Here is a 24,630-nt window from a genome sequence, read left to right on the forward strand (position 1 = left end):
AAAAGGGCCGGGCCCCGAAGGAGTGTTCCCTCGGGGCCCGGCCCTGATTGCCGACTGTGTGCGCTACGCGGACGTCAGTTGTCGTCCTCGTCGATGAGGAAGCCGCGCATCGGCGACGGCGTCTGCTGCATGGGCTGCTGGCCCTGCGGCCGCACCGGAGCCATCGGCTGGGTCATCGCCGGCGACATCTGCTGCTGACCGCCGTAGGACGGACCACCGTTGGACGGACCGGCCATGGAGTGGTTGCCGCCCATCTGCTGGCCGCCACCCATGGTGTGGTTGCCGCCCATGGTGCCGGCACCGGCCGACGCCATCGACGGGGACGGCGGCAGCGAAGCGGCCGCCGGGGTCCGCGGCGGAGCCAGCGAGTCGTCGGCCTGGTTCTCCAGCTGACGCAGCTGGCTCTCCAGGTAGGACTTCAGCCGGGTGCGGTACTCGCGCTCGAAGCCGCGCAGGTCCTCGACCTTGCGCTCCAGCGTCGCGCGGGCCGACTCCAGCGAGCCCATCGCCACGCGGTGCTTCTCCTGCGCGTCCCGCTCCAGCGCATCGGCCTTGGCGCGGGCGTCCCGCTCCAGGCCCTCGGCACGGCTGCGCGCCTCGCCGACGATCTTGTTGGCCTCGGAACGGGCCTCCGCGATCGCCTGGTCGGCGGTCTGCTGTGCCAGCGACAGCACGCGCGCGGCACTGTCACCGCCGGGGCCGCCCTGCTGCTGGGCAGCCTGCGGCAGCTGCGGTCCACCGGGGCCGCCCATCGGGCCACCCATCGGACCGCCGGGGCCCATCGGACCGGGGCCGTGCGGGCCCTGCGGACCGGGGCCGTGGCCACCGGGACCTGGAGGCAGCTGCGGTGCACCACCGGGCAGTTGGGGCGGGCCACCCATCCCCTGCTGCTGCTGCGGCGGGACCGGCTGCGGACCGGATATGGCAGCGGGCACCGGAGACCCGGGCCTCTGCTGCTGATCCTGCTGCTGGTCCGGTCCCTTGCGCAGACCCTGCTGCTGCTGGTTCTGCGCGGCGGCGCGGGTGGCAGCGGCAAGCTTGGCGCGCAGGTCCTCGTTCTCCCGCAGGAGCCGGGTCAGTTCGGCTTCGACCTCATCGAGGAAGGCATCGACCTCGTCCTCGTCATAGCCTTCTCGGAGGCGGACGGTCGTGAACTGCTTGTTCCGCACGTCCTCGGGGGTCAACGGCATCTCTACTTCACCTCAACGTAGTCGTCGGCAATCGGCAAGACCGTATCGTTCACACCAACAACACCGACCTCACGACGGTGATCAGGATGTACACGATGATCATCAATACGAAGAAGGACAGGTCGAGCGCCACGCCCCCGAGACGCAGCGGCGGGATTACCCGCCGCAGAAGCTTGAGTGGCGGATCAGTGACAGTGTAGGCGGCCTCAAGAACGACCACCATCGCCTTGCCGGGTTGCCATGAACGGGCGAACTGGAAGACATAGTCCATCACCAGCCGGAAGATCAACACGATCAGGAAGCAGTACAGCGCGATGTAGATCACCTGACCAAAGACACTCATCTCGCGCTTCCCTCTCCCCTTGCCTTGCTCCTGTGTTGGCCTTACGGCCGCGGTGTGCCCGGTGTTGCGTCTCAGCTCTGGTTGAAGAACCCGCCCTCTGCGATGCGGGCCTTGTCCTCCGCCGTGACATCGACGTTAGCAGGCGACAACAGGAACACCTTCTGCGTCACCCGCTCGATGCTGCCGTGAAGACCAAACACCAAACCGGCCGCAAAGTCGACAAGTCGCTTCGCGTCGGTGTCATCCATCTCCGTCAGATTCATGATCACCGGAGTGCCCTCACGGAAGTGTTCCCCGATGGTACGGGCTTCGTTGTAGGTCCGGGGGTGAAGTGTGGTGATGCGGTAGGGCTCCCGCTCGGACACAACCTTGGGCATGATCACCGGTGCGTTCTTCTCCAGATTTGGACGTTCGGGTGTGATGGATGCCACGGGGGCGATTCGCGCGGGTCGTCCGCTTTCCGCGGCGAGCGGGGCCGGTTCGCGTTGGGCCGGAGGTGTCACGGCACGGACGGGTTCCTCCCGTTCCGGGTGCGTTTCGGCCTGCACTTGGTGCTGTTGCCGCCGTCCCCGATCGGGTTCCGGGTCAAGCTCGGGTTCGAACTCGTCATCGGGGTCGAACCCCCGGCCGTCGTACCCATCGTCCTCCACGAGGCCGAGGTAGACCGCCATCTTGCGCATCGCGCCGGCCATTCTCTGCGTCCTCCGCTCTGTGGTGGATCGGCTCCGTCACCAGGGGCCTTGGATCCACTCGGCCTGCCCGCTTTTTGCGGTAATGACCATATTTTGTGCTGTGGTCCGACTTGCTTGGCGACGTTACCGGAGCCGTGGTCGGACTCCGAGTACCGCAGTGCCGACGCGCACATGTGTCGCCCCGGCCGTCACGGCGTCTTCGAGGTCCGCGCTCATACCTGCGGACACCATGTTGGCAGCAGGATGAGCCGCGCGCAGGTCGGATGACATTTCCATGAGCCGCCCGAAAGCGGCGAGTTCACGTCCGGCATACGGCCCGGTCAGCGGCGCGACGGTCATGAGACCGTCCAGTCGCAGACCTTGGGCCCCGGCGATCACCTCGGCGAGCGCCTCGACTCCGTCGGGCGCCACTCCGCCGCGCTCACCCCGCTCCCCCGACTCCGCATCGAGCGCCACCTGGATCAGACAACCCAGTTCACGCTCGGCACGCACCGCCTCCTTGGAGAGTGCGGTGACGAGCCTGGCCCGGTCGACCGACTGAACAATTCCGGCATAACCGGCCACGGAGCGCACCTTGTTCGTCTGCAGTTGACCGACGAAGTGCCAAGTAAGGGGCAAATCAGCGCATTCGGCGGCCTTGGGTGCCGCCTCCTGATCGCGGTTCTCCGCGACCTGCCGCACCCCCAGCTCCGCGAGCAACCGGACATCGCTCGCGGGGTAGGTCTTGGTGACCACGATCAGGGTCACCTCGTCACGCGGCCGGCCGGCCTTGGCGCATGCGGCGGAGATACGTTCCTCCACCCGCGCCAGGTTCTCGGCCAGTTGCGTCTTGCGGTCGTCCGTCACAGCTCGGCCTCCCCCAGCCCCGGGCCGGGGGTGTCCCCGAGCCATACATAGCTCGCGAGCCGTCCCGTTGTACGGTCGCGCCGGTAAGAGAAGTGGTCGGCGGATTCGCGGGTGCAGATGTGGGAATCCTCACGCACCGGCACGCCCGCCGCGGCGAGTTGGGCCCGTACACCCGCGGTGACGTCCACCGCGGGAGTGCCCCAGCTGGTCGTCGCACGGGCCTCGGGCACCACCGCGGCGACATCGGAACGCATCGCCTCGGGCACCTCGTAACACCGACCGCAGATCGCCGGTCCCGTGTACGCGACGATCCGCGCCGGCACCGCACCCCGCTTCACCATCGTCTCGACGACCGCCGGGACGACCCCGGCGACCAGACCGGGCCGGCCGGCATGCGCGGCCCCCGCGATCCCGGCGACCGGATCGGCCAGCAGGACCGGGGTGCAGTCGGCGGTCAGAACGGCGAGCGCGAGGCCCCGGCGATCCGTCACCACCGCGTCGACACCGGGAATCTCCGTACCGTGCCATGGCCCGTCGACCACCGCGACATCCCGGCCGTGCACCTGGTTCATCCAGACCACCGCGGCCGGGTCGAGGCCGAGTTCCGTGGCGACCCGTGCACGGTTGGCGCGTACGGCCTGCGGGTCGTCGCCGACCGCGCCGCCCAGGTTGAGCTGCTCATACGGAGCGGCGCTCACCCCGCCCCACCTGTCGGTGAAGGCGAAATGCGCGCCGCTCTCGTGGTGCTGTTGCCCTATCACTTCGCTGCTTCGGTCACTTCAGGAAGTCGGGGACGTCCAGTTCCTCGGCCGCGGAGTCCGAGTACGGACGGGCCGGGGGAACCTGCGGGGCGCCCGTCGGGGGCGCCGGGACCTCGCCCAGCGAGGAGGATTCAGCCGGGGCCGGCTCCTCGTCACGCACGGGCACCGAACCCAGTCCGCCGAAGGACGACGAACGCGGCTCCGGCGGGGCGGCCGGACGGCTCGGGGCCGGGGTGGGCTCCTCGCGCTTCTGGGACGACAGCGCCGACTGCGCATCGCGGCGGGCCGGCGGCTGACCGCCGTCGAAGCCCGCGGCGATGACCGTCACCCGGACCTCGTCGCCCAGTGCGTCGTCGATGACCGCACCGAAGATGATGTTGGCTTCCGGGTGCGCGGCCTCGCTGACCAGCTGCGCGGCCTCGTTGATCTCGAAGAGACCGAGGTCGGAACCGCCGGAGATGGAGAGCAGCACCCCTCGGGCGCCGTCGATGGAGGCCTCCAGGAGCGGCGAGGAGATCGCCATCTCGGCGGCGGCCACCGCGCGGTCGTCGCCACGTGCGGAGCCGATGCCCATGAGCGCGGAACCGGCCTCCGACATCACGGACTTGACATCTGCGAAGTCGAGGTTGATCAGACCCGGTGTGGTGATCAGATCGGTGATGCCCTGGACACCCGACAGCAGCACCTGGTCCGCCGACTTGAACGCGTCGAGCACGCTCACCTGACGGTCCGAGATGGACAGCAGCCGGTCGTTGGGGATCACGATGAGGGTGTCGACCTCTTCGCGCAGCTGGGCGATGCCGTCCTCGGCCTGGTTGGCGCGACGGCGGCCCTCGAAGGTGAACGGCCGGGTGACCACACCGATCGTCAGGGCGCCCAGCGATCGGGCGATGTTGGCGACGACGGGCGCGCCGCCGGTGCCGGTGCCGCCGCCCTCACCCGCGGTCACGAAGACCATGTCGGCCCCCTTGAGGACCTCCTCGATCTCCTCGCGGTGGTCCTCGGACGCCTTGCGGCCCACATCCGGGTTGGCGCCGGCGCCGAGTCCGCGCGTCATTTCGCGGCCGACGTCGAGCTTGACGTCGGCGTCGCTCATCAGCAGCGCCTGTGCATCGGTGTTGATCGCGATGAACTCGACGCCCTTGAGCCCGACCTCGATCATCCGGTTGATGGCGTTCACGCCACCGCCGCCGATGCCGACGACCTTGATGACTGCGAGGTAGTTCTGCGGTGCTGCCACGTCGAAGGCCTCTCGCCTCGAGTTACGTGTCGTCGCCGCACGTGCGTGTGGACGCCGACTGATGCCGATGGGACGGTTCGTATCGCCGACCCGAACCCTAACGTTGAAGTTTAGGGTTACCTGTACCTGTGTTCCTGGGTTCCATAGTCCCTTTGGAACGAGACACTAAGTCGACAAGGCGCGCCCGTTCAACGAACACGCCGAACCTCCCGTTTTTCTTTTCACCCTATGTGATCACCCATAGTCGTAGCCATCCAGGGTGCTGGCCTGCGGCTCCGCACGTCAACTCCCGGATACCGCAGGGGCACTGGGGACCGAGACGTCGAAGTGGCGCCCGGCATGTGCCGCTTTCAGCAGTGCGGTCAGCACCTTTGCCTTTTCGGCGCCCTCTTCGCGACTGCCCCAGGCGACCGTGCGGCCGCCGTTCAGTTCGAGGGTGATGGCGTCGTAGGACCGTACACGGACCTTGCGTACTTCCTTGCGTACGGCCGTGGGCAGATCCTGGGCGACCTCGACCGCGGCGCGTCGCAACCGGTCGATTCCGAAACGGCGCAGACTCGGGGAGTCGGATGCGGCCATTTCCAGAAGCGGAACGCCCTTGGGGGCCGTGCTGACGGTGGCGAACCGGACGCCCTCGGCGTCCACTTCGACAAACTTTCCGCCCGCTTGCATCAGCAGTTCCGGCACCCTTTCGGTCACCTTCAGACCGATCGTGTTCGGCCAGGACCGCTCGACGTCAACGGTCTTGATGCGCGGCAGCCGCGCGCGCAGCCGGCGGGCGAGCGCGTCCGTATCCACCGAGACCAGCGGCGCATTCATCGGGGCGTGGGCCGCGGCGATGACCTCATGCGGCGTCAGCACCTCGGTGCCGGCGGCCTTGACGCGTTCCACCCGAAGCCAGTTCGAGGCGTAGAGGGCCCAGACGCCGAACGTGCCGAGCAACGCCGTGACGACCATGCTGATGATCAGACTGCGGCGGCCCGGCGCGCGAAGAGGAATGCGCACCCACCGGAATCCCGTCGCGCGGGGCGGCGCGGCGGAGGGCGGGCCGGACGGTGACTTCTTCTCGCCGCGCCGGGCGGTTGTCGGTCCGGCCACGCTCCCTGCCTTCTCTCGTGCGCTACTTGTTGTTCTGCGCGATCGCCTCGTACACCATGCCGACCAGCAGCTCGTCGGCGTCCCGGCGGCCGAACTCGGAGGCCGCGCGGGACATCTCGTACAGCCGGTGCGGATCTGCCAGGACCGGGAGCACGCTGTTCTGCACCCAGTCCGGGGTCAGCTGGGCGTCATCGACCAGCAGGCCCCCGCCGGCGTTGACCAACGGCTGGGCGTTGAGCCGCTGCTCGCCGTTGCCGATGGGCAACGGAACGAAAGCGGCCGGCAGCCCGACGGCGGACAACTCGGCGACGGTCATCGCGCCCGCGCGGCAGAGCATCATGTCGGCCGCGGCGTACGCGAGATCCATCCGGTCCACGTACGGTACCGGGACATAGGGGGGCATGCCGGGCATGTTGTCCACGTGCGGCAGTTCGTTCTTCGGACCGACCACGTGCAGCACCTGGATTCCGGCGCGCTGGAGGACCGGTACGGCGGCCTGGATGACCTCGTTCAGCCGGCGGGCGCCCTGGGATCCACCGGACACCAGCAGGGTCGGGAGGTTGGGGTCGAGCCCGAAGGCGGCCCGCGCCTCCGGGCGGACCGCGGCACGGTCCAGGGTGGCGATGGTACGGCGCAGCGGGATGCCGACATAGCGGGCACCGCGCAGCTTGCTGTCGGGGGTGCTGACGGCAACGAACTTGGCGTACCGCGAGCCGATCTTGTTGGCCAGGCCGGGGCGGGCGTTGGCCTCGTGGACGATGATCGGCACCCCGAGGCGCTTGGCGGCCAGATAGCCGGGCAGCGCCACATAGCCGCCGAAGCCGACGACACAGTCCGCCTTCGTGCGCTCCAGGATCTGCTCGGCGGCCTTGATCGTGCCGCGCAGCCGCCCGGGGACGGTGATCAGTTCGGGCGTGGGCTTGCGCGGCAGCGGCACGGCCGGGATGAGACCGAGCTCATAGCCGCGTTCCGGGACGAGCCGGGTCTCCAGGCCCTTCTCCGTACCGAGTGCCGTGATCCCCACGGTGGGGTCCTGCCTCCGCAGTGCGTCCGCGAGGGCGAGCGCGGGCTCGATGTGGCCGGCGGTCCCCCCACCGGCGAGTACGACATGCACCGAAATTCACCGCTCTCCGGACGGTCGCTTCTTGACGCGCCGTCTCATCGTCTTCCATCTCACCCCAGCCGGTTTCCTTCCGAAAACCGGCTTCCGCGTGGCCAACACGGCCAACGCCGCCCGTGCAGCGGGCTCGTCACGCGCGAAGGCGATCAGCAGCCCGATGGCGAACATCGTCGGCAGCAGGGCGGAGCCTCCGTAGGAGAACAGCGGGAGCGGGACACCGGCGATCGGCAACAGGCCGAGCACCGCACCGATGTTGATCACGGCCTGGGCCGTGATCCAGGTGGTCACACCTCCCGCGGCGTACCGTACGAAGGGGTCCTCCGTGCGTCCGGCCACGCGGATACCCGCATAGCCTAGAGCCGCGAAGAGGGCGAGCACCGACAGCGTCCCCGCCAGGCCCAGTTCCTCCCCGGTGATGGCGAAGATGAAGTCGGTGTGCGGTTCGGGGAGTTCTCCCCATTTTTCCATACTCGCACCGAGGCCGGAACCGAAGAATCCGCCGGACGCCAGAGCATAGATGCCGTGCACGGCCTGCCAGCACTGGTCGCCGGGGCCCGGATCGGTCGCTCCGATGCAGGCCAGCCGGGACATCCGGTTGGCGCTGGTCTTGATCAGCAGCGCCCCGATCAGCGCGGCACTGCCCAGCACCCCCACGAACAGCCGGGTCGGCGCACCGGCCAGCCACAGCAGCCCGAAGAGGATCGCCGTGAGAATGATCGCGGTGCCCATGTCGCCGCCGAGCATGATCAGCCCGAGCAGCAGGAACGCCACCGGGATCAGCGGCACCAGCAGATGCTTCCACTGCACCAGCAGCCTTTTGTCCTGTTTGCGGGCCAGCAGATCGGCGCCCCACAGCACCAGGGCGAGCTTGGCGAACTCGCTCGGTTGCATCTGGAAAGGGCCGCCGAGGTTGATCCAGTTCTGGTTGCCGTTGACCGCGACCCCTATGCCCGGAATCTGCACCAGGCACATCAGGAACACCGAGACGGCGAGCAGCGGATAGGCCAGCGTGCGGTGCAGCCGTACCGACATCCGGGAGGCGGCCAGCAGCAGCCCGCCGCCCAGGACGGCGGCGAGCAGCTGCTTGCGGAAGAAGTACGTCGGGGCCAGACCGGACTGCAGGGCCTTGATCTGGGACGCCGAGTAGACCATCACCAGCCCCAGGACCGTGATCAGCAGGCTGCCGCCGAGGATCAGGTAGTACGCGGTCAGCGGGCGGTCCCAGGCCCGCTTCAGCCGGGTGCCGAGTCCCCGGGGCCCGCCCGGTGTGCGGCCCCCGCGCGGCCCTCGCACCATGGACGGCCGACGCGGACGCGACGGGACCGCCTTCGCCGATCGGGCCGTCATCCTCGTCCCCTCCACAGGTGCGCTCGCCGTCGGCTGACGACGACAGCGGGGAGAAACGGTCTAGTGATCCCGTGCGGTCAGCTCGCCGACCGCGTCGGCGAAGGCCTCGCCCCGCTTGTTGTAATTGACGAACATGTCCATCGAGGCACAGGCCGGAGCCAGCAGGACGGTGTCGCCGGGCTCGGCCAGGCGGGTCGCTTCCCGGACCGCCTCAGGCATCGCCCCAGTGTCGGTCCGGTCGAGGTCGACCACCGGGACATCGGGGGCGTGTCGCGCCAGGGCTTCGCGAATCAGCGCCCGATCGGCGCCGATCAGCACCACACCGCGCAGCCGGGGCGCCGACTTCTGCACCAGCTCGTCGAACGTCGCGCCCTTGGCGAGGCCGCCGGCGATCCACACGATGTGCTCGTACGCCGCCAACGACGCCTCGGCGGCGTGGGTGTTGGTGGCCTTGGAGTCGTCGATGTAGCTGACGCCGTCGAGATCCGCGATGTGCTGGATGCGGTGGGCGTCGGGGTGGAAGGCGCGCAGTCCGTCGCGTACGGCGGCGGGCCGGACGCCGAAGGCACGGGCCAGTGCCGCCGCCGCGAGGGCGTTGGCGATGTTGTGCGGGGCGGGGGTCCCGGAACCGGGCGCGATGTCGGAGACCTCGGCGAGCTCCTGGGCCTGCTGCTGACGGTTCTCCACGAAGGCACGGTCGACGAGGATGCCCTCGACGACGCCCAGTTGGGAGGGGCCGGGGGTGCCGAGGGTGAAGCCGATCGCGCGGCAGCCCTCCTCGACATCGGCCTCGCGCACCAGGTCCTCGGTCGCCTTGTCGGCCACGTTGTAGACGCACGCGACGGTGTTGCCCTCGTAGATCCGGCCCTTGTCGGCGGCGTACGCCTGCATGGATCCGTGCCAGTCGAGGTGGTCGGGCGCGAGGTTGAGGACCGCGGCGGAGTGGGCGCGCAGCGACGGCGCCCAGTGCAGCTGGTAGCTGGAGAGTTCGACGGCGAGCACGTCGTAGGGGCGCTCGCCGTCCTTGCCCTGGCCGAGGACGACATCGATGATCGGGGTCCCGATGTTGCCGACGGCCGCGGTGTGCAGCCCTTCGGCGGCCAGGATCGAGGCCAGCATCCGCACCGTGGTGGTCTTGCCGTTGGTACCGGTGACCCCGAGCCAGGCCGCGGCGGGTTGTCCCCCGGGGGTGTCCCGCAGCCGCCAGGCGATCTCGACATCGCCGACCACGTCCACGCCGGCCTCGGCGGCCGCCGCGAACAGCGGGCTGTCCGGCTTCCAGCCGGGCGAGGTGACGATGAGATCCGTGCCCTCGGGAAGGGTCGCGCCGTCGCCGAGGCGGACGCTGATGCCTTCCGCCTCCAGCTCACCCGCGGCGGCCCGCTGCTTGTCGCCGTCGCCGCCGTCCACGACGGTGACACGGGCGCCGAGGCCGGCCAGCGCGCGGGCGGCACTGATGCCGCTCACGCCCAGGCCGGCGACGGTGATGTGCTGACCGGCGAACCCCTCGGGGGTCCGGGTCGGGTCGTGCGTGGTCACTTCGCTGCCTGCCAGCCGCCGTAGAAGATGCCTAGGCCCACGATGACGCACATGCCCTGGATGATCCAGAACCTGACCACCACAAGGACTTCGGACCACCCCTTGAGTTCGAAGTGGTGCTGGAGTGGCGCCATCCGGAAGACCCGCTTACCGGTGAGCCGGAACGATCCGACCTGGATGACCACGGACATGGTGATCAGGACGAAGAGACCGCCGAGGATGGCCAGCAGCAGCTCCGTACGGGAGCAGATGGCCAGACCGGCCAGCGCGCCGCCCAGGGCCAGCGAACCGGTGTCCCCCATGAAGATCTTGGCGGGCGAGGTGTTCCACCACAGGAAGCCGAAGCAGGCGCCCATCAGCGCCGAGGCGACGACCGCGAGGTCGAGTGGATCGCGGACCTCGTAACACCCCGGTCCCGCGGTGATCTGGTTGGCGCACGACTCCTGGTGCTGCCAGATGCCGATGAACGTGTAGGCGCCGAAGACCATCACCGAGGCGCCGGTGGCGAGGCCGTCGAGGCCGTCGGTGAGGTTCACGCCGTTGGACATCGCCAGGATCATGAACAGCGCCCAGATCACGAAGATCACCGGGCCGATCTGCCAGCCGAAGTCCTGGGTGAAGGAGAGCCGGTCGGACGCCGGGGTCTGCCCGCGCAGATCGGCGAACTGCAGCGAGAGCACGGCGAAGGCGATGCCGACGATCAGCTGACCGGCCATCTTGGCCTTGGCCCGCAGGCCCAGCGAACGCTGTTTGACGATCTTGATGTAGTCGTCGAGGAAGCCGACCAGGCCCATACCCGCCATCAGGAACAGCACCAGCACACCGGAGAAGGTGGGGTCACTGCTCGTGATGACCTTGGTCAGCACATAGGCGATGATCGTGGCCAGGATGAAGGCGATACCACCCATGGTGGGCGTACCGCGCTTGCTGTGGTGATCGCGCGGGCCGTCATCGCGGATGAACTGCCCGTATCCCTTTTTGGCCAGCAGCTTGATCAGCACCGGGGTGCCGATCAGGGTCAGGAAGAGCCCGATCATTCCGGAGAAGAGGATCTGCTTCATCGAGTTCATCGGGACGCGGCTCCACCCTCAGCGCCCGCGGCGCCCAGCATGCCTCCGTCGTCCAGCAATGCTGCGGCAACTCGCTCCAGACCCACCGACCTGGACGCCTTCACCAGCACGACGTCTCCCGGTCGCAGCTCGCTGCGCAACAGGTCGACCGCCGCCCGCGCGTCGGACACGTGCACCGACTCCTCACCCCACGAACCCTCGTTCTTGGCGCCCATGTCGAGCCAGGCCGCTTCCCTGCCGCCGACTGCCACGAGCTTGCTGACGTTGAGCCGGACGACCAGCCGCCCGACCGCGTCGTGTTCGGCGAGCGACTCCTCGCCCAGCTCGGCCATCTCACCGAGCACCGCCCACGTACGACCGCCCTTCGCCTTGGCGGCTGCGCCCATCGCGACCAGCGCTCGCAGCGCCGCTCGCATGGACTCGGGGTTCGCGTTGTAGGCGTCGTTGACGACCCTCACGCCGTCCGCGCGCTCGGTGACCTCCATACGCCAGCGGGAGAGCGTGCCGGCTTCGGAGAGCGCGGTGGCGATCTCGTCTACGGGCATGCCCAACTCATGGGCGACGGCGGCCGCGGCGAGCGCGTTCGACACGTGGTGCTCACCGTACAGCCGCATGGTCACATCGCTGCACCCGGAGGGTGTGTGAAGCGTAAAGGCGGGCTGTCCGGCCTCTGTGATCCGGACATTCTCGGCACGTACGGCGGCGTCCTCGGCCTCACCGAACAGGATCGTGCGGGCCCTTGTGCGGGGGACCATGGCGCGTACATACGGGTCGTCGGCGTTGAGCACCGCGACCCCGCCGTCCTCGGCCGGAGGCAACTCCTCGATGAGTTCGCCCTTTGCCAGGGCGATCTGCTCACGGCCGCCGAACTCACCGATGTGCGCGGAGCCGACGTTCAGCACCACCCCGATCCTCGGCGGGGTCAGCCCGGCGAGGTAGCGGATGTGGCCGACGCCGCGGGCGCCCATCTCCAGGACGAGGTGACGGGTGGTCTCATCGGCGCGCAGCGCGGTCAGCGGCAGCCCGATCTCGTTGTTGAGGTTGCCCTCCGGCCAGACCGTCGGGCCGGTGCGCTGCAGCAGCTGGGCGATCAGGTCCTTGGTGCTGGTCTTGCCGGCCGAGCCGGTGAGACCGACGACGGTGGTGCCCAGCCGCTCGACGACGGCGCGGGCGAGCGCGCCGAGCGCGGCGACCACGTCGTCGACGACGATGGCGGGGACGCCGACGGGGCGGTTGGCCAGGACGGCCACCGCGCCTGCCTCGACAGCGCCCGGCGCGAAGTCGTGGCCGTCGGCACGTTCACCGGCAAAGGCCACGAACAGTGCGCCGGGGCATACCGCGCGGGAGTCCGCCACGACCGGTCCGGTCACCCGGCGGCCGTCGTCCGGTATGTCGTACTGCCGGCCGCCGACGATGCTCGCGATCTCGGCGAGGGACAGGGAGATCACAGGTCACCCCCGGTGAGGGGCGGGCGGTGACGGTAATGAGGTTGTGCGCGCATGGCGGTGTGTCATCCCTGGTGGTTCGGCTGCGGTGACTGCTGCGACTTCTGCGAGTCCTCGATGGCATCGCGCAGCACCTGACGGTCGTCGAAGGGGCGTACCACTCCGGCGATGTCCTGGCCCTGCTCGTGGCCCTTGCCCGCGACGATCACGGTGTCGCCGGGCTCGGCGCGGGCGACGGCGGCGGCGATGGCGATGGCCCGCTCTTCCTCGACCAGCACCGTGCCGCGTTCATGAATGGGGACTTCCGCGGCACCCGCGAGCATGGTGGCGAGGATCGAGAGCGGGTCCTCGTTGCGGGGGTTGTCGGAGGTCAGGATGGCCGTGTCGGCGAGCCGGGCCACCGCGGCACCCATGGGGGCGCGCTTGTGCGGGTCGCGGTCGCCGCCGCAGCCGAGGACGGCGTGCAGCTTGCCGTCGGTGACCTTGCGCAGCGCGCGCAGAACCGATTCGACGGCGTCCGTCTTGTGGGCGTAGTCGACGACCGCCAGGTACGGCTGGCCGGCGTCGATGCGCTCCAGACGGCCGGGGACGCCGGGCACCGCGGCGACACCGTCGGCGGCGGTCTGCGGGTCGATGCCGGCGACGACCAGGGAGGTGATCGCGGCGAGCGCGTTGGCGACGTTGAACGGGCCGGCGATCGGGGAGGCGGCGCGCAGGGTCTGGCCGTCCGGGCCGTGCACGGTGAAGGTCGAGCCGAGCGCGCCGACCTCGACGTCGGACGCCCGCCAGTCGGCGTCCGGGTGGCCCTCCGCCGAGAAGGTGGTGACCGGGACCTCGGACTCGCCCTCGGCCAGCCGCTTGCCGTACTCGTCGTCGAGGTTGACCACGCCGGCCCGGCTGCGGGCCTTGGTGAACAGCTGGGCCTTGGCCTGGAAGTAGTCCTCCATGCCGGAGTGGAACTCCATGTGCTCCGGGCTGAGGTTGTTGAAGATCGCGACGTCGAAGACGCAGCCGTCGACCCGGCCGAGGACCAGTGCGTGGCTGGAGACCTCCATGGCGACCGCGCGCACGCCGCGCTCGCGCATCACGGCGAACAGCGCCTGCAGGTCGGTGGCCTCGGGGGTGGTGCGCTCGGACTTGATGCGCTCCCCGCCGATACGGGTCTCCACGGTGCCGATCAGACCGGTCAGGCCCCCGTCGGCAGTCTTCGCGGCGGCCTCCCGCAGCCCGCCCTCGATGAGGTAGGCGGTGGTGGTCTTGCCGGAGGTGCCGGTGATGCCGATCTGGAGGAGGTCCTCCCCCGGCGCTCCGTAGATCGAGACGGCCAGGGCGCCCATCCGGGCCCGCGGGTTCTCGACGACGAGGGCCGGCAGGCCGGTCGCCGCGGCGCGCTCGGCGCCCGACGGGTCGGTCAGGATCGCCGCGGCACCGAGGTCGGCGGCCTGGGCGACGAAGTCGGCGCCGTGCAGACGGGCGCCGGGCAGCGCGGCATAGACATCACCGGGGCGGACCGCCCGGGAGTCGTGGGTGATGCCGGTGACCATGACATCGGAGTGGCCGGCGTCCGGGGCCGGGCATCCCAGCTGCTCGGCGAGGTCCGCCAGGGGGGTGGGGCGGACCGTTTCAGGGCGCGGGGCTCCCGGATAGGTGCCGGGCCCGCCCTTCTCGGCGTGCTGGGCTTTCGGGGACTGATCAGCATGTGACACGGCCGTGAGCGTACCGGGCACAACCGGCCCGGGGCGAAGTGAGGGCCGTGGGGAGGAGCGGATTCCCGGGACGGGGGTGCCGTCGGGGGTGCCGTCGGGGGTGATGGTCGTCACGGCGGGATAGCCTCGATTTCATTGGCCTGGCGTGAAGGTGACCGGCAGCTTCGGGGGCTTGGCGCCGGTCGGCGGGACCTGGAGGGTTTTCAGCGCGAAGGCCATGACCTGCTGGTAGATCGGGCCACAGACCTGGCCGCCGAAGTAGCTGCCCGTAGTGGGGTTCTGAACGGCGCAGTAGACCGTGATGCGGGGCTTGTCGGCGGGTGCGAAGCCGGCGAAGGACGCCGTGTAGCCGTGGTAGCGGCCGGTTTTGGGGTCCACCCGGTTGGACGTGCCGGTCTTGCCACCGACGCGGTAGCCGTCGATCTTCGCCTTCGCTCCGGTGCCTTCCTCGTCGTCGACCACCGATTCGAGCATGGTGGCGAGCGTGCTCGCGGTCTTCCGGCTGACCACGCGGTTCCTGTCGGGCTTGGGCGCCGGTGCGTAGTGGCCGCCGGGTCCGGTGCTGCCGCGGACCAGTGAGGGGGCGATGCGCTCGCCGCCGTTGGCGATCGTGGAGTAGACGGAGGCGGCCTGTACGGCGTTGAGGGACAGCCCCTGGCCGAACGGGATGGTGAACTGCTGCGAGGTGTTCCAGTCCTGCGGCTTGGCCAGGATGCCGTCGGTCTCCCCGGGGAAGCCGAGCCCGGTCGGCTTCCCGATACCGAACTTGCGCAGATACGAGTAGAGGACCTGGTTGGCCGCGGGCTGGGTCCTGCCGAGCTGGCCGGCCGCGAGGATCGTGCCGATGTTGCTGGACTTGGCGAGCACACCGTTGAGCGTCAGATGCCAGGTGGCGTGGTCGATGTCGTCCGCGAACAGCCGGTCGCCGCGGTGCAGCCGGTTGGGCACGGTGACCCGGGTGGACGACGTGGCGACACCCTGCTCCAGGACGGCGGCCATCGACATCAGTTTGCTGGTGGACCCCGGCTCGAACGCGTCGGACAGCGCGGCATTGCCCAGCGCTTCCGGGTCGGCCTTCGAGACCTCGTTGGGGTCGAACCCGGGCGCATTGGCGAGCGCCAGGATCTCCCCGGTGCGGGTGTCCTGGACGACGACATAGCCGCGGTCGGCGTTCGACTTGGCGACCTGCTGGGTGATGGCCTGCTGGGCCGCCCACTGGATGTCGCGGTCGAGGGTCAGCTCGACGTCGCTGCCGGGGACGGCGGGGTGTTCCTGGGTGTCGGCGGTGGGCACCCGGCGGCCACCGGACTGGGCGTAGACGAGCTTGCCGTCCTTGCCCGCCAGCTGCTTGTTCAGCAGCGCCTCCAGGCCACCGCCGCCCTTGCCGGCTCCGTTCACGAAGCCGAGGACGCCGGCGGCGAGGTTCTGGTTCGGGTAGAGGCGCTTGCTGTGCTTGTCGGCGAAGATCCCCACCAGGACGTCGGGCCGGGGCGCGCTCTTGGGGGCGGCGGCGGCCTTGGCGTCGAGGCTCTTGCGCAGGTCCTTGATCCGCTTCCAGATCTGCGGGGTCCGCTGCCGGGCGAGCAGGACGTAGCGCGCCTTGGGCCGGTCGAGCTTCTCGGTGAGGGTGGCCCGGTCCTCGCCGAGGATCGGCGCGAGCAGCGCGGCGGCCCGCTGCGGAGCGTCGTCGATCTTGGTCTTGCCGGGCGCCAGCAGGCTCGGGTCGGCGGTGATGTCGTACGCATCGACGGTGGTGGCGAGGTCCACGCCGTTCCGGTCGGTGATCGCACCGCGCTCGGCGGCCAGCTTGACCGGTACATAGCGGTTCTCGTTGGCCTTGGCGGCGAACGCCCCGGCGTCCACGGCCTGCACCTGGAAGAGCCGTACGACGAAGACCAGCATCACCAGCGTCAGTGCGAGGGCGACCAGCCGCAGCCGGGGGCGGGGGCTGCCGAGGCGGAGCGCCGGGGGCCCGGAGCGGGGGCGGGCGGCGGGGCGCCGGGCGGGGGGCCTGGGACCCGGCCGGGACGCGGGGCGCTTGGCGGGCGGGCGGCCGGCGCGGCCGCCGCGCTGGGCGGGGCGCGGCACCCGGCGAGGGTCCCTGGGCTCGGTCATGCCGCGATCACCTGCCGGAGGTCGTCGGGAAGAGGGCGGCCGCGGCGTCGGCCTCGGGTGCGGCGGAGGCGGTACCGGCGAACGGGATACGCGGGGCGGAGGAGACCAGGGAGGCCGGGGCGGCCGCCGGCGCCGGCGGGGCGGGGTCGCCCGGTGTCAGCGCTGCGCGCTCCGGGCCCGGCGCACCGGCCGCAGCCGGCACCGGCGGCCGCACGGCCGGCGGCTCCGGCGGGACGGGCGGTGCGGACGGGACGGTGGGGCCGGCCGTGCCCGGCCTCGACGGCTCGGCGGAGGTGCTCAGCGGCGCCCCGTCCGACGTGGCCGCGCTCGTCCTGCCGCGGACGGTGCCGTCGGGGAGCAGGAACGCGGGGCTGCCGCCCGGCACCATGCCCAGTCGGCGGGCCCGCCGCTCCAGCGCGCCCGGGGCGGAGTACGCGTCCACGTCCTGCTGCAGCGCCTGCTGCTCGTCCGTCAGCTCGTCGGTCTTCTTCTCCAGCTTGCTGAGCTCGAACGACCCCTGGTTGAGGGCGGAGTTGAGCAGCAGCAGGGTGATCAGGCCGGAGCCGAGCAGGACGACGATGAGGAGCACGAAGGGCGTGCGCGCCGCGGTGCCGACGCCGGAGGGGAACAGCGCGGCAAAGCGTTTCTGCCTGCCGCGCGGCACCCCCTGGCCTCTCACGCGGTGTCCTCGACGATCTCGCGGATGCGCTCTGCGCCGCGCAGCCGGGCGGGGGCGGCGCGGCGGTTCTCGGCGACCTCCTCCTCCGTGGGGAGTTCGGCGCCGCGGGTCAGCAGCTTGAGCCGGGGCTGGTAGCGCTCGGGGACGACCGGCAGCCCGGCCGGCGCCGTATTGGCCGCTCCGGCCGCGAGGACCTGCTTGACCAGCCGGTCCTCCAGCGACTGGTAGGAGAGCACGGCGATCCGGCCGCCCACGGCGAGCGCCTTCACAGCGGCCGGAACGGCGCGCTCGACACTCGCCAGCTCACCGTTGACCTCGATGCGCAGCGCCTGGAACGTGCGCTTGGCGGGGTTGCCGCCGGTGCGCTTGGCGGCCTGCGGCAGCGCGTCACGGATCAGCTCGACGAGCCGAGCGCTGTTGGTGAACGGTTCCTTGGCGCGCTCGCGTACGACGGCCTCGACGATCCGCTTGGCCTGCTTCTCCTCACCGTAGGAGCGCAGGATCCGGACCAGCTCACCGGGCGCATAGGTGTTGAGGACGTCCGCGGCGCTGATGCCGGTCGTCTGGTCCATCCGCATGTCCAGCGGGGCGTCCTGCGCATACGCGAAGCCGCGGTCGGCCTCGTCGAGCTGCATGGAGGACACCCCGAGGTCGAACAGGACGCCTTGGACGCGCGGGGTGCCGAGACGGTCGAGGACCTCGGGGAGCTCGTCGTAGACGGCGTGCACCAGGGTGGCGCGCTCTCCGTACGGGGCGAGCCGCTCGCCCGCGAGCTTCAGGGCGGACGGGTCGCGGTCGAGCGCGATCAGCCGGGCCGCCGGGAAGGTGGAGAGCAGTGCCTCGCTGTGCCCGCCGAGTCCGAGCGTGCAGTCCACGACGACCGCGCCGGGCTCGGCGAGGGCGGGGGCGAGCATGTCCAGACACCTCTGGAGCATGACGGGGACGTGGCGAGTGTTGTTGGTCATGCGACGGCCCCGCTGCGCTCGGCCCGCCTGCAGGCGCCACGCGCGCACCGCTTCCTGAATTGCTCGCTACGCTCGCTCATGTGCCTTCCGATGGGCTGGGCGGCAGGTGGGTCCCCGGCCGCTGGCTGGGGGGTTGCCGCACGTACCGCTTGGTCCCCGCCCGCTCTGAAGGGGAAGTGGCCCTCCGGCGACGGGGAAGTGACGTCGGAAGACCATGGGAGCGGGAGGAGGCCGAGCCGTACGTACGATGCGCGCACGCGAGGAATCCGGTATCCAAGGAGAGCGTCACGCCTCCCACTTCGCGCCACTTTAGTCCACCGGCTGTCCCGGTCAATCAACCGGTTCCGCGCGTCCTCCGACGGCTTTCGCGCCGCCTTTCCCGCGGGCTTCTCACCCGGACGGGGGTGACACGGACGGCCCTGTGGATTACCTCACAAGGGGTGACGTTGACCCCTATGCCCGACCTCTCATGCAGCCGAAAGGCCGGGTGACGATTACCGTGAATCCATGCCCATACCTGCATCGCAGCCGTTGCCCCCGTCCGCCGACAGCGCCGGCGGCCGTGCCGGTGACACCGTCACCGACCGACTCGTCGAGGCGAACCAGCGCTACGCCGATGCGTTCAGCGACCCCGGGATGGACGCCCGGCCCGTGCTCAAGGTCGCCGTCGTGGCCTGTATGGACGCCCGGCTCGACCTGCACGACGCGCTGGGCCTCGAGCTCGGCGACTGCCACACCATCCGCAATGCCGGCGGTGTGGTCACCGACGACATCATCCGGTCCCTGACCATCAGCCAGCGTGCCCTCGGCACCCGCTCGGTCGTCCTCATCCACCACACCGGCTGCGGTCTGCTCAGCCTGACCGAGGACTTCCGCCACGACCTGGCGGCCGAGGTCGGACAGCGTCCCACCTGGGCCGTCGAGGCGTTCAAGGACCTCGACGAGGACGTACGGCAGTCCATGCAGCGGGTGCGCACCTCGCCCTTCCTCCTGCACACCGACGATGTCCGCGGCTTCGTCTTCGACGTGACCACGGGGCTGCTCCGGGAGATCGACCCGCGGCCCTGACGCTCCGGGGCCGGTCCGGCCGATGCCCGGACCGGCCCGGAAAGCCGGATTCGCCGGGAAGGCCGGGACTTATCCTTGTGAGTTATCCACAGGTCATGACGCGAAGCCGCGCGGGCGGCAAGAATGCGTGAGTGACGTCGTCTTGGCGGTGCCGGGTGCGACGCACACTTTCGGGGTGGGCCGGGTCCGCACAGGGGGCATCGGCCCGTAGTACGGGGCCGAGGAGGGCCGAGTGACGACGTATGACGAACGAGCGAGCCTCAGCGATCTGACCACCACCGCGGAGCGTGTTCACCGGTCGGTGGAGGGCGTGATCGAGGGCAAGCCGGAGGTCGTACGGCTCGCGCTGACCGTGCTGCTGGCCGAGGGACATCTGCTGATCGAGGATGTGCCCGGCGTCGGCAAGACCATGCTCGCCAAGGCGCTCGCCCGCTCCATCGACTGCTCGGTGCGGCGTATCCAGTTCACGCCCGACCTGCTGCCCTCCGACATCACCGGCGTCAGCATCTTCGACCAGCAGCAGCGGGACTTCGAGTTCAAGCCCGGCGCGATCTTCTCCCAGATCGTGATCGGCGACGAGATCAACCGCGCCTCGCCCAAGACCCAGTCGGCGCTCCTGGAATCCATGGAGGAGCGCCAGGTCACGATGGACGGGCAGACCTATGAGCTGCCCAGCCCGTTCATGGTCGTCGCCACCCAGAACCCGGTCGAGATGGAGGGCACATACCCCCTCCCCGAGGCGCAGCGGGACCGCTTCATGGCGCGGGTGTCGATCGGCTATCCCAGCCCGGCGGCCGAGCTGCAGATGCTGGACGTGCACGGCGGCGCCTCGCCGCTCGACGACCTCCAGCCGGTCGCGCACGCCCACGAGATCCTCAAGCTGATCGAGGCGGTGCGTACGGTCCATGTCGCCGAAACGGTGCGCAGATACACCGTGGACCTGGTGGCGGCCACCCGCAGCCACCCCGAGCTGCGGCTCGGCGCCTCGCCGCGGGCGACCCTGCATCTGCTGCGCGCCGCCAAGGCCTCGGCAGCGCTCCTGGGGCGGGAGTACGCCCTCCCGGACGATGTCCAGTCGCTGGCGGCGGCGGTGCTCGCGCACCGGCTGCTGCCCACCGCCCAGGCCCAGTTGAACCGCCGGACGGCCGAACAGATCGTGCTGGAGATCCTGCAGCGCGTCCCGGTCCCCGACCCGTCCGCGCAGGCCTGGCGGACACCCGGCCAGCAGCCGCCCGGCGTACGGGGGTTGTGATGTCCGAGGGGGGCGGCGAGGGGACGCCGGAGCGCAGCGGGCTGCGGGCGGCCCTCGGGGGGCTGACGACGCGGGGCAGATCGTTCCTGGCGGCCGGGGTGGCTGCCATGGCGTGCTCCTACCTCCTGGGACAGGCGGATCTGCTACGGGTCGGTCTGCTGCTCGCCGCCCTCCCACTGGTGTGTGTCCTGGTCCTGCACCGCACCCGCTACCGGGTCGCGGGCAGCCGTACCCTCTCCCCCGCCCGGGTGCCCGCGGCGGCCGAGTCCCGGGTCCGGCTGCGGATGGAGAACATCTCCCGGCTGCCGACGGGCGTACTGATGCTGCAGGACCGGGTGCCGTACGTCCTCGGGCCCCGGCCGCGCTTCGTCCTGGACCGGGTCGAAGCCGGCGGCCGCCGCGAGGTCTCCTACCGCGTCCGCTCCGATCTGCGCGGGCGCTATCCGCTGGGACCGCTGCAACTGCGGCTCTCCGACCCCTTCGGGATGTGCGAGCTGACCCGTTCGTTCAGCGCCGTCGACACCCTGACGGTGGTGCCGCGGGTCGAACCGCTGCCGCCGGCGCGGCTGGCGGGCGAGGCCGCCGGGTACGGCGACGGACGCCGGCGCTCCCTGGCGCTGACCGGCGAGGACGATCTCATTCCGCGCGACTACCGGCACGGCGACGATCTGCGCCGGGTCCACTGGCGGTCCACCGCGCGCTACGGCGAGTTGATGGTCCGCAGGGAGGAGCAGCCGCAGAAGGCGCGCTGCACGGTCCTGCTCGACACCCGCGGGATCGCCCACCCGGGAGCGGGCCCCGACTCGGCCTTCGAGTGGGCGGTGGCGGGCGCCGCCTCGGCCGCCGTGCATCTGCTGGAGCGTGGCTTCTCGGTGCGGCTGCTGACCGACACGGGCACTTCGGTGCCGGGCCCCGACGGCGCCGGAGGCTTCGCGGGCGGCGCCGAATCCGCCGACGCCATGGGCCTGTTGCTGGACACCCTCGCCGTCGTGGACCACTCCGAGGAAGAGGGGCTGTCGGCGGCGTACAACGCCGTGCGCAGCGGCAAAGAAGGACTGCTGATCGCCTTCTTCGGCGATCTGGACGAGGAGCAGGCGGCGGTCGCCGGACGGATGCGGCAGCGCAGCGGCGCGGCCGTCGCCTTCGTCCTGGACGGCGACGCCTGGACGCGGGGCCCCGGCGGCATCAGATTCTCCGGCGGCCAGGTCCCGGTGGCCGAACGGCTGCGGCTGCTGCGCAGGGCGGGCTGGACGGCGCTGCCGGTGGCTCCGGGCGAGGCACTCGCCGACCTGTGGCGTACGGCCGCGGACCGTACCGGGGCGGAGCCGCACCGGCCGGCGGACGCGGGCGCGCCGGAGACGGTGACCGGGGGCTGGTCATGAACGGGGGCGTGGACATGCGACGGCCTACGGACGGGCGGCCGCTGAGGGACGGGGAGCCGGGTGCACCCCGCCACCGCGGCCGGGTCGGCGGACCGTGCGGGCGGTGCCCGGGTCCCGAGGGAAATGAGGCACGGGCATGAGCGGCCGGGCGCGGCTGGCGCTGTGCGCGGCGGTGGCCACCCTGTGTGCCGCCGGCTCGCTGCTGCCGCTGGTGGATCCCCTCACCTGGATCTTCGAGGCAGCGATCCTGCTGGCCATCATGAGCGGCGTGGGCGCGGCCGCCCGCCGGGTCCCCCTCGCCGGACCGCTGACCATCGGCGCACAGGCCCTGGCCGCCGTCCTGCTGATGACCCTGCTGTTCACCCGGGACGAGGCGGTCCTCGGACTGCTGCCGGGCCCGGACGCCGTCGCGGAGTTCGGCCGACTGCTGCAGGACGGCGTACAGGACGTCAGCCGGTACGCCATCCCCGCCCCGGTCACCCCCGGCATCCGGCTCCTGCTGATCGCCGGCGTGCTGGTGATCGGCCTGGCCGTGGACGCGCTGGCCGTCACCTACCGCAGCGCAGCCCCCGCCGGGCTGCCGCTGCTCGCGCTGTATTCGGTGGCGGCGGGACTGTCCCAGGGCGGCGCGGGCTGGCTGCTGTTCCTGATTGCGGCGGCCGGCTATCTGCTGCTTCTGCTGGCCGAGGGCCGCGACCGGCTGTCCCAGTGGGGCCGGGTGTTCGGCGGGCCGGGCGCCGGAGCCGACCTGCCGGGCGGCGGACGGGGATTCGCCACCGGCGCCGACGGACCGGCGTACGCCCCGGTCCGCACGGGCCGCAGGATCGGCGCGCTGGCGCTCGGGCTCGCCGTGGTGGTGCCCGCCGTGCTGCCCTCCCTCGGCGGCGGGTTGCTGGGCGCCTCCGGCAGCGGCGCGGGGCCTGGCAGCGGCGGTGGCACGATCTCCGCGGTGAACCCGCTGGTGTCGCTGCAGGACAGCCTCAACCAGCCCGAGGACAAGGAAGTCCTCAACTACCGCACCACCGCCTCCGACACCCGCGATCTGTATCTGCGGATCGTCGCCCTCGACCAGTTCGACGGCACGACCTGGAAGCCGTCCGAGCGTACGGTCACGGACGTCCCCGAGCAGCTCCCGCGACCGCCCGGCCTCAGCTCCGCGGTCAGCCTCAACCGGATCAACACCTCCATCTCGACCGCCGAGTGGTACGCCCAGAACTGGCTGCCGCTCCCCTACCCGGCGTCCAAGGTGGACATCTCCGGGCGCTGGCGCTTCGAGCCCAGGGGCCGCACGCTCGTCGGGGACCGCGGGCAGAACACCCACGGCCTGCAGTACCAGGTCGAGAGCCTCCAAGTGCGGCCCACCTCCGGGCAGCTGGCCGCCGCGCCGGCGCCGCCCGCCGGCCTGCTGCGCGAGTACACCAAGGTCCCGGACTCACTGCCCCCGGTCGTACGGTCCACCGCACGCCGGGTCACCCGCGGCGCACCGACCACCTACGCCAAGGCCGTCAAGCTCCAGGACTGGTTCGCGCTCAACGGCGGCTTCAGCTACAACACGGACGCCCGGGCGGGCAGCGGTTCCGCGGCCATTGTGCGGTTCCTGCGGCAGAAGGAGGGCTTTTGCGTCCACTTCTCCTTCTCGATGGCGGCGATGGCCCGGACGCTGGGCATCCCGGCCCGGGTCGCGGTCGGATTCACCCCGGGCACCAAGCAGCCCGACGGCACGACCTCGGTCGGCCTGAAGGACGCACATGCCTGGCCCGAGCTGTACTTCCAGGGCATCGGCTGGACCCGCTTCGAGCCGACCCCGAGCCGCGGCAGTATCCCTGACTACGCGTACCCCGAAACCCCGGGCACCGCCGACCCCGGCGGCCCGGACCCCGCGCCCTCCCGGTCCGCGGCACCCTCGGAGGGGCCCTCCGCGGCCCCGTCGTGCGGCCCCGGCGAGCAGCGATCCGGGTCCGGCTCGGGATGCGTCACGCTGCCCACGGATCCCGGAGCCCGCCCCCCGGAGAGCGGCTCGTCCCCCTGGACGGCCACCGGTATCGCACTGGCCGCCCTGCTCGTCCTGCTGCTGCCCACGGCCCCGCTGCTGTGGCGTCTGCGTACGCGCTCCAGACGGCTGGCGGCCGACGGTCCGGACGGGGACTTCGCCGCGGGCATCCTCGCCGCCTGGCGGGAGCTGCTGGACACCGCCTGGGACTTCGGCATCCTGCCGGACGAGTCCCTGACTCCGCGTAAGGCGGCGACGCGGATCATTCAGCTCGGAGAACTGCAACCGGAGCCCGCCGCGGCCGCCCAGCACGTTGCGGCGGCGGTCGAGCAGGTTCTCTACGCACCGCAACCGCAGCCGGTGTCCGGTCTCGCCCTCGACGTACAACAGGTGCGGGCCGGGTTGCGGGCCGGCGCGACCCGTGGCATGCGGCTGCGCGCCCGGTTCGCCCCGCGCTCAGTGGCCCGCCTCCGCTGGGCCTGCTCCGCCCGCTGGACGGCATGGCTGCTCCGGTGCCGCGACAGCCGCCCGGTGGCCTCGGCACGGCGCGCGGCTGCCGCCCTCCGGCCAGGCCGGCAGCGGGCGTAGCCAGAGGCAACCGGCACGGAAAACGTGTGGTGGGGGGCCGCCACTACCGCCGCCGCCCCCCCCCCAACAAAACACGACCCCCACCCCCGGCCGGGCCGGGGCGCGCGGAGCGGGCCACACCGTCACCCCGGGGACAGTTGGGGGGGTGCGCGTGAACTTGGGCATCTACGGAGGGGGGGTGGTGGTCGGGCGGT

General features: G+C 71.1%; 20 protein-coding genes. 4 read left to right on the plus strand and 16 right to left on the minus strand.

From position 1 onward, the window contains the following. Positions 1-74: 74 nt before the first annotated feature. The 16 genes from ACGFWI_RS32815 to rsmH form a co-directional block, all read right to left on the minus strand. A complete protein-coding gene (locus tag ACGFWI_RS32815; RefSeq protein ID WP_393909682.1) occupies positions 75-1,190 on the minus strand; it encodes a DivIVA domain-containing protein in 1,116 nt (371 codons plus the stop codon). A 49-nt stretch (positions 1,191-1,239) separates the two neighbouring features. Continuing rightward, positions 1,240-1,533, minus strand: coding sequence for a YggT family protein (locus ACGFWI_RS32820; RefSeq protein WP_006606159.1), 294 nt, complete (start codon positions 1,531-1,533; stop codon positions 1,240-1,242). Positions 1,534-1,604: 71 nt separating this feature from the next. Next, the gene (locus ACGFWI_RS32825; RefSeq protein WP_030085876.1) at positions 1,605-2,225 is read right to left on the minus strand and encodes a cell division protein SepF; all 621 of its coding nucleotides are present in this window, start codon (positions 2,223-2,225) and stop codon (positions 1,605-1,607) included. A 123-nt stretch (positions 2,226-2,348) separates the two neighbouring features. Beyond that, positions 2,349-3,071: a YggS family pyridoxal phosphate-dependent enzyme gene (locus ACGFWI_RS32830; protein WP_393909683.1), complete on the minus strand. Its 723-nt coding sequence runs from the start codon at positions 3,069-3,071 to the stop codon at positions 2,349-2,351. Next, on the minus strand, positions 3,068-3,832 hold the full coding sequence (pgeF, locus tag ACGFWI_RS32835; protein WP_393909684.1) for a peptidoglycan editing factor PgeF: 765 nt from the start codon (positions 3,830-3,832) through the stop codon (positions 3,068-3,070). Before pgeF ends, ACGFWI_RS32830 begins: the two co-directional genes overlap by 4 nt. A 13-nt stretch (positions 3,833-3,845) precedes the next feature. Then, positions 3,846-5,072 (minus strand): cell division protein FtsZ, encoded by a 1,227-nt coding sequence (ftsZ, locus tag ACGFWI_RS32840; protein ID WP_393909685.1) that lies wholly within the window; start codon positions 5,070-5,072, stop codon positions 3,846-3,848. Positions 5,073-5,354: 282 nt separating this feature from the next. Next, positions 5,355-6,170, minus strand: coding sequence for a cell division protein FtsQ/DivIB (locus tag ACGFWI_RS32845; RefSeq protein ID WP_393909686.1), 816 nt, complete (start codon positions 6,168-6,170; stop codon positions 5,355-5,357). Between the two features lie 22 nt (positions 6,171-6,192). Next, positions 6,193-7,284, minus strand: coding sequence for an undecaprenyldiphospho-muramoylpentapeptide beta-N-acetylglucosaminyltransferase (gene murG / locus ACGFWI_RS32850; protein ID WP_393909687.1), 1,092 nt, complete (start codon positions 7,282-7,284; stop codon positions 6,193-6,195). 6 nt (positions 7,285-7,290) lie between these two features. Further along, on the minus strand, positions 7,291-8,637 hold the full coding sequence (gene ftsW / locus ACGFWI_RS32855) for a putative lipid II flippase FtsW (protein WP_393909688.1): 1,347 nt from the start codon (positions 8,635-8,637) through the stop codon (positions 7,291-7,293). Between the two features lie 60 nt (positions 8,638-8,697). Next, positions 8,698-10,176, minus strand: a complete 1,479-nt coding sequence (gene murD / locus ACGFWI_RS32860) for a UDP-N-acetylmuramoyl-L-alanine--D-glutamate ligase (RefSeq protein ID WP_393909689.1) — start codon at positions 10,174-10,176, stop codon at positions 8,698-8,700. Further along, positions 10,173-11,237 (minus strand): phospho-N-acetylmuramoyl-pentapeptide-transferase, encoded by a 1,065-nt coding sequence (gene mraY, locus ACGFWI_RS32865; RefSeq protein WP_030085860.1) that lies wholly within the window; start codon positions 11,235-11,237, stop codon positions 10,173-10,175. The genes murD and mraY overlap by 4 nt, the downstream gene beginning before the upstream one ends. 5 nt (positions 11,238-11,242) lie before the next feature. Next, on the minus strand, positions 11,243-12,694 hold the full coding sequence (murF, locus tag ACGFWI_RS32870; RefSeq protein ID WP_393909690.1) for a UDP-N-acetylmuramoyl-tripeptide--D-alanyl-D-alanine ligase: 1,452 nt from the start codon (positions 12,692-12,694) through the stop codon (positions 11,243-11,245). 62 nt (positions 12,695-12,756) lie between these two features. Next, on the minus strand, positions 12,757-14,511 hold the full coding sequence (locus ACGFWI_RS32875; RefSeq protein ID WP_393909691.1) for a UDP-N-acetylmuramoyl-L-alanyl-D-glutamate--2,6-diaminopimelate ligase: 1,755 nt from the start codon (positions 14,509-14,511) through the stop codon (positions 12,757-12,759). Between the two features lie 18 nt (positions 14,512-14,529). Beyond that, positions 14,530-16,512 (minus strand): peptidoglycan D,D-transpeptidase FtsI family protein, encoded by a 1,983-nt coding sequence (locus ACGFWI_RS32880; protein ID WP_393909692.1) that lies wholly within the window; start codon positions 16,510-16,512, stop codon positions 14,530-14,532. A gap of 7 nt (positions 16,513-16,519) precedes the next feature. Further along, on the minus strand, positions 16,520-17,191 hold the full coding sequence (locus ACGFWI_RS32885) for a septum formation initiator family protein (protein ID WP_393909693.1): 672 nt from the start codon (positions 17,189-17,191) through the stop codon (positions 16,520-16,522). After that, positions 17,188-18,156, minus strand: a complete 969-nt coding sequence (rsmH, locus tag ACGFWI_RS32890; protein ID WP_393909694.1) for a 16S rRNA (cytosine(1402)-N(4))-methyltransferase RsmH — start codon at positions 18,154-18,156, stop codon at positions 17,188-17,190. The genes ACGFWI_RS32885 and rsmH overlap by 4 nt, the downstream gene beginning before the upstream one ends. A gap of 507 nt (positions 18,157-18,663) precedes the next feature. Here rsmH and ACGFWI_RS32895 point away from each other — a divergent pair. The 4 genes from ACGFWI_RS32895 (at position 18,664) to ACGFWI_RS32910 (ending at position 24,436) form a co-directional block, all read left to right on the plus strand. Further along, complete coding sequence (locus ACGFWI_RS32895) at positions 18,664-19,224, plus strand: beta-class carbonic anhydrase (RefSeq protein ID WP_393909695.1); 561 nt, start codon at positions 18,664-18,666, stop codon at positions 19,222-19,224. 232 nt (positions 19,225-19,456) lie between these two features. Then, on the plus strand, positions 19,457-20,476 hold the full coding sequence (locus ACGFWI_RS32900) for an AAA family ATPase (protein ID WP_393909696.1): 1,020 nt from the start codon (positions 19,457-19,459) through the stop codon (positions 20,474-20,476). Then, positions 20,476-21,858, plus strand: coding sequence for a DUF58 domain-containing protein (locus ACGFWI_RS32905; RefSeq protein ID WP_393909697.1), 1,383 nt, complete (start codon positions 20,476-20,478; stop codon positions 21,856-21,858). Before ACGFWI_RS32900 ends, ACGFWI_RS32905 begins: the two co-directional genes overlap by 1 nt. Positions 21,859-21,994: 136 nt before the next feature. Continuing rightward, positions 21,995-24,436: a transglutaminaseTgpA domain-containing protein gene (locus tag ACGFWI_RS32910; RefSeq protein WP_393909698.1), complete on the plus strand. Its 2,442-nt coding sequence runs from the start codon at positions 21,995-21,997 to the stop codon at positions 24,434-24,436. The last annotated feature ends 194 nt before the right edge of the window (positions 24,437-24,630 follow it).

The organism is Streptomyces sp. NPDC048434, assembly GCF_043200375.1.
Lineage (GTDB): Bacteria > Actinomycetota > Actinomycetes > Streptomycetales > Streptomycetaceae > Streptomyces.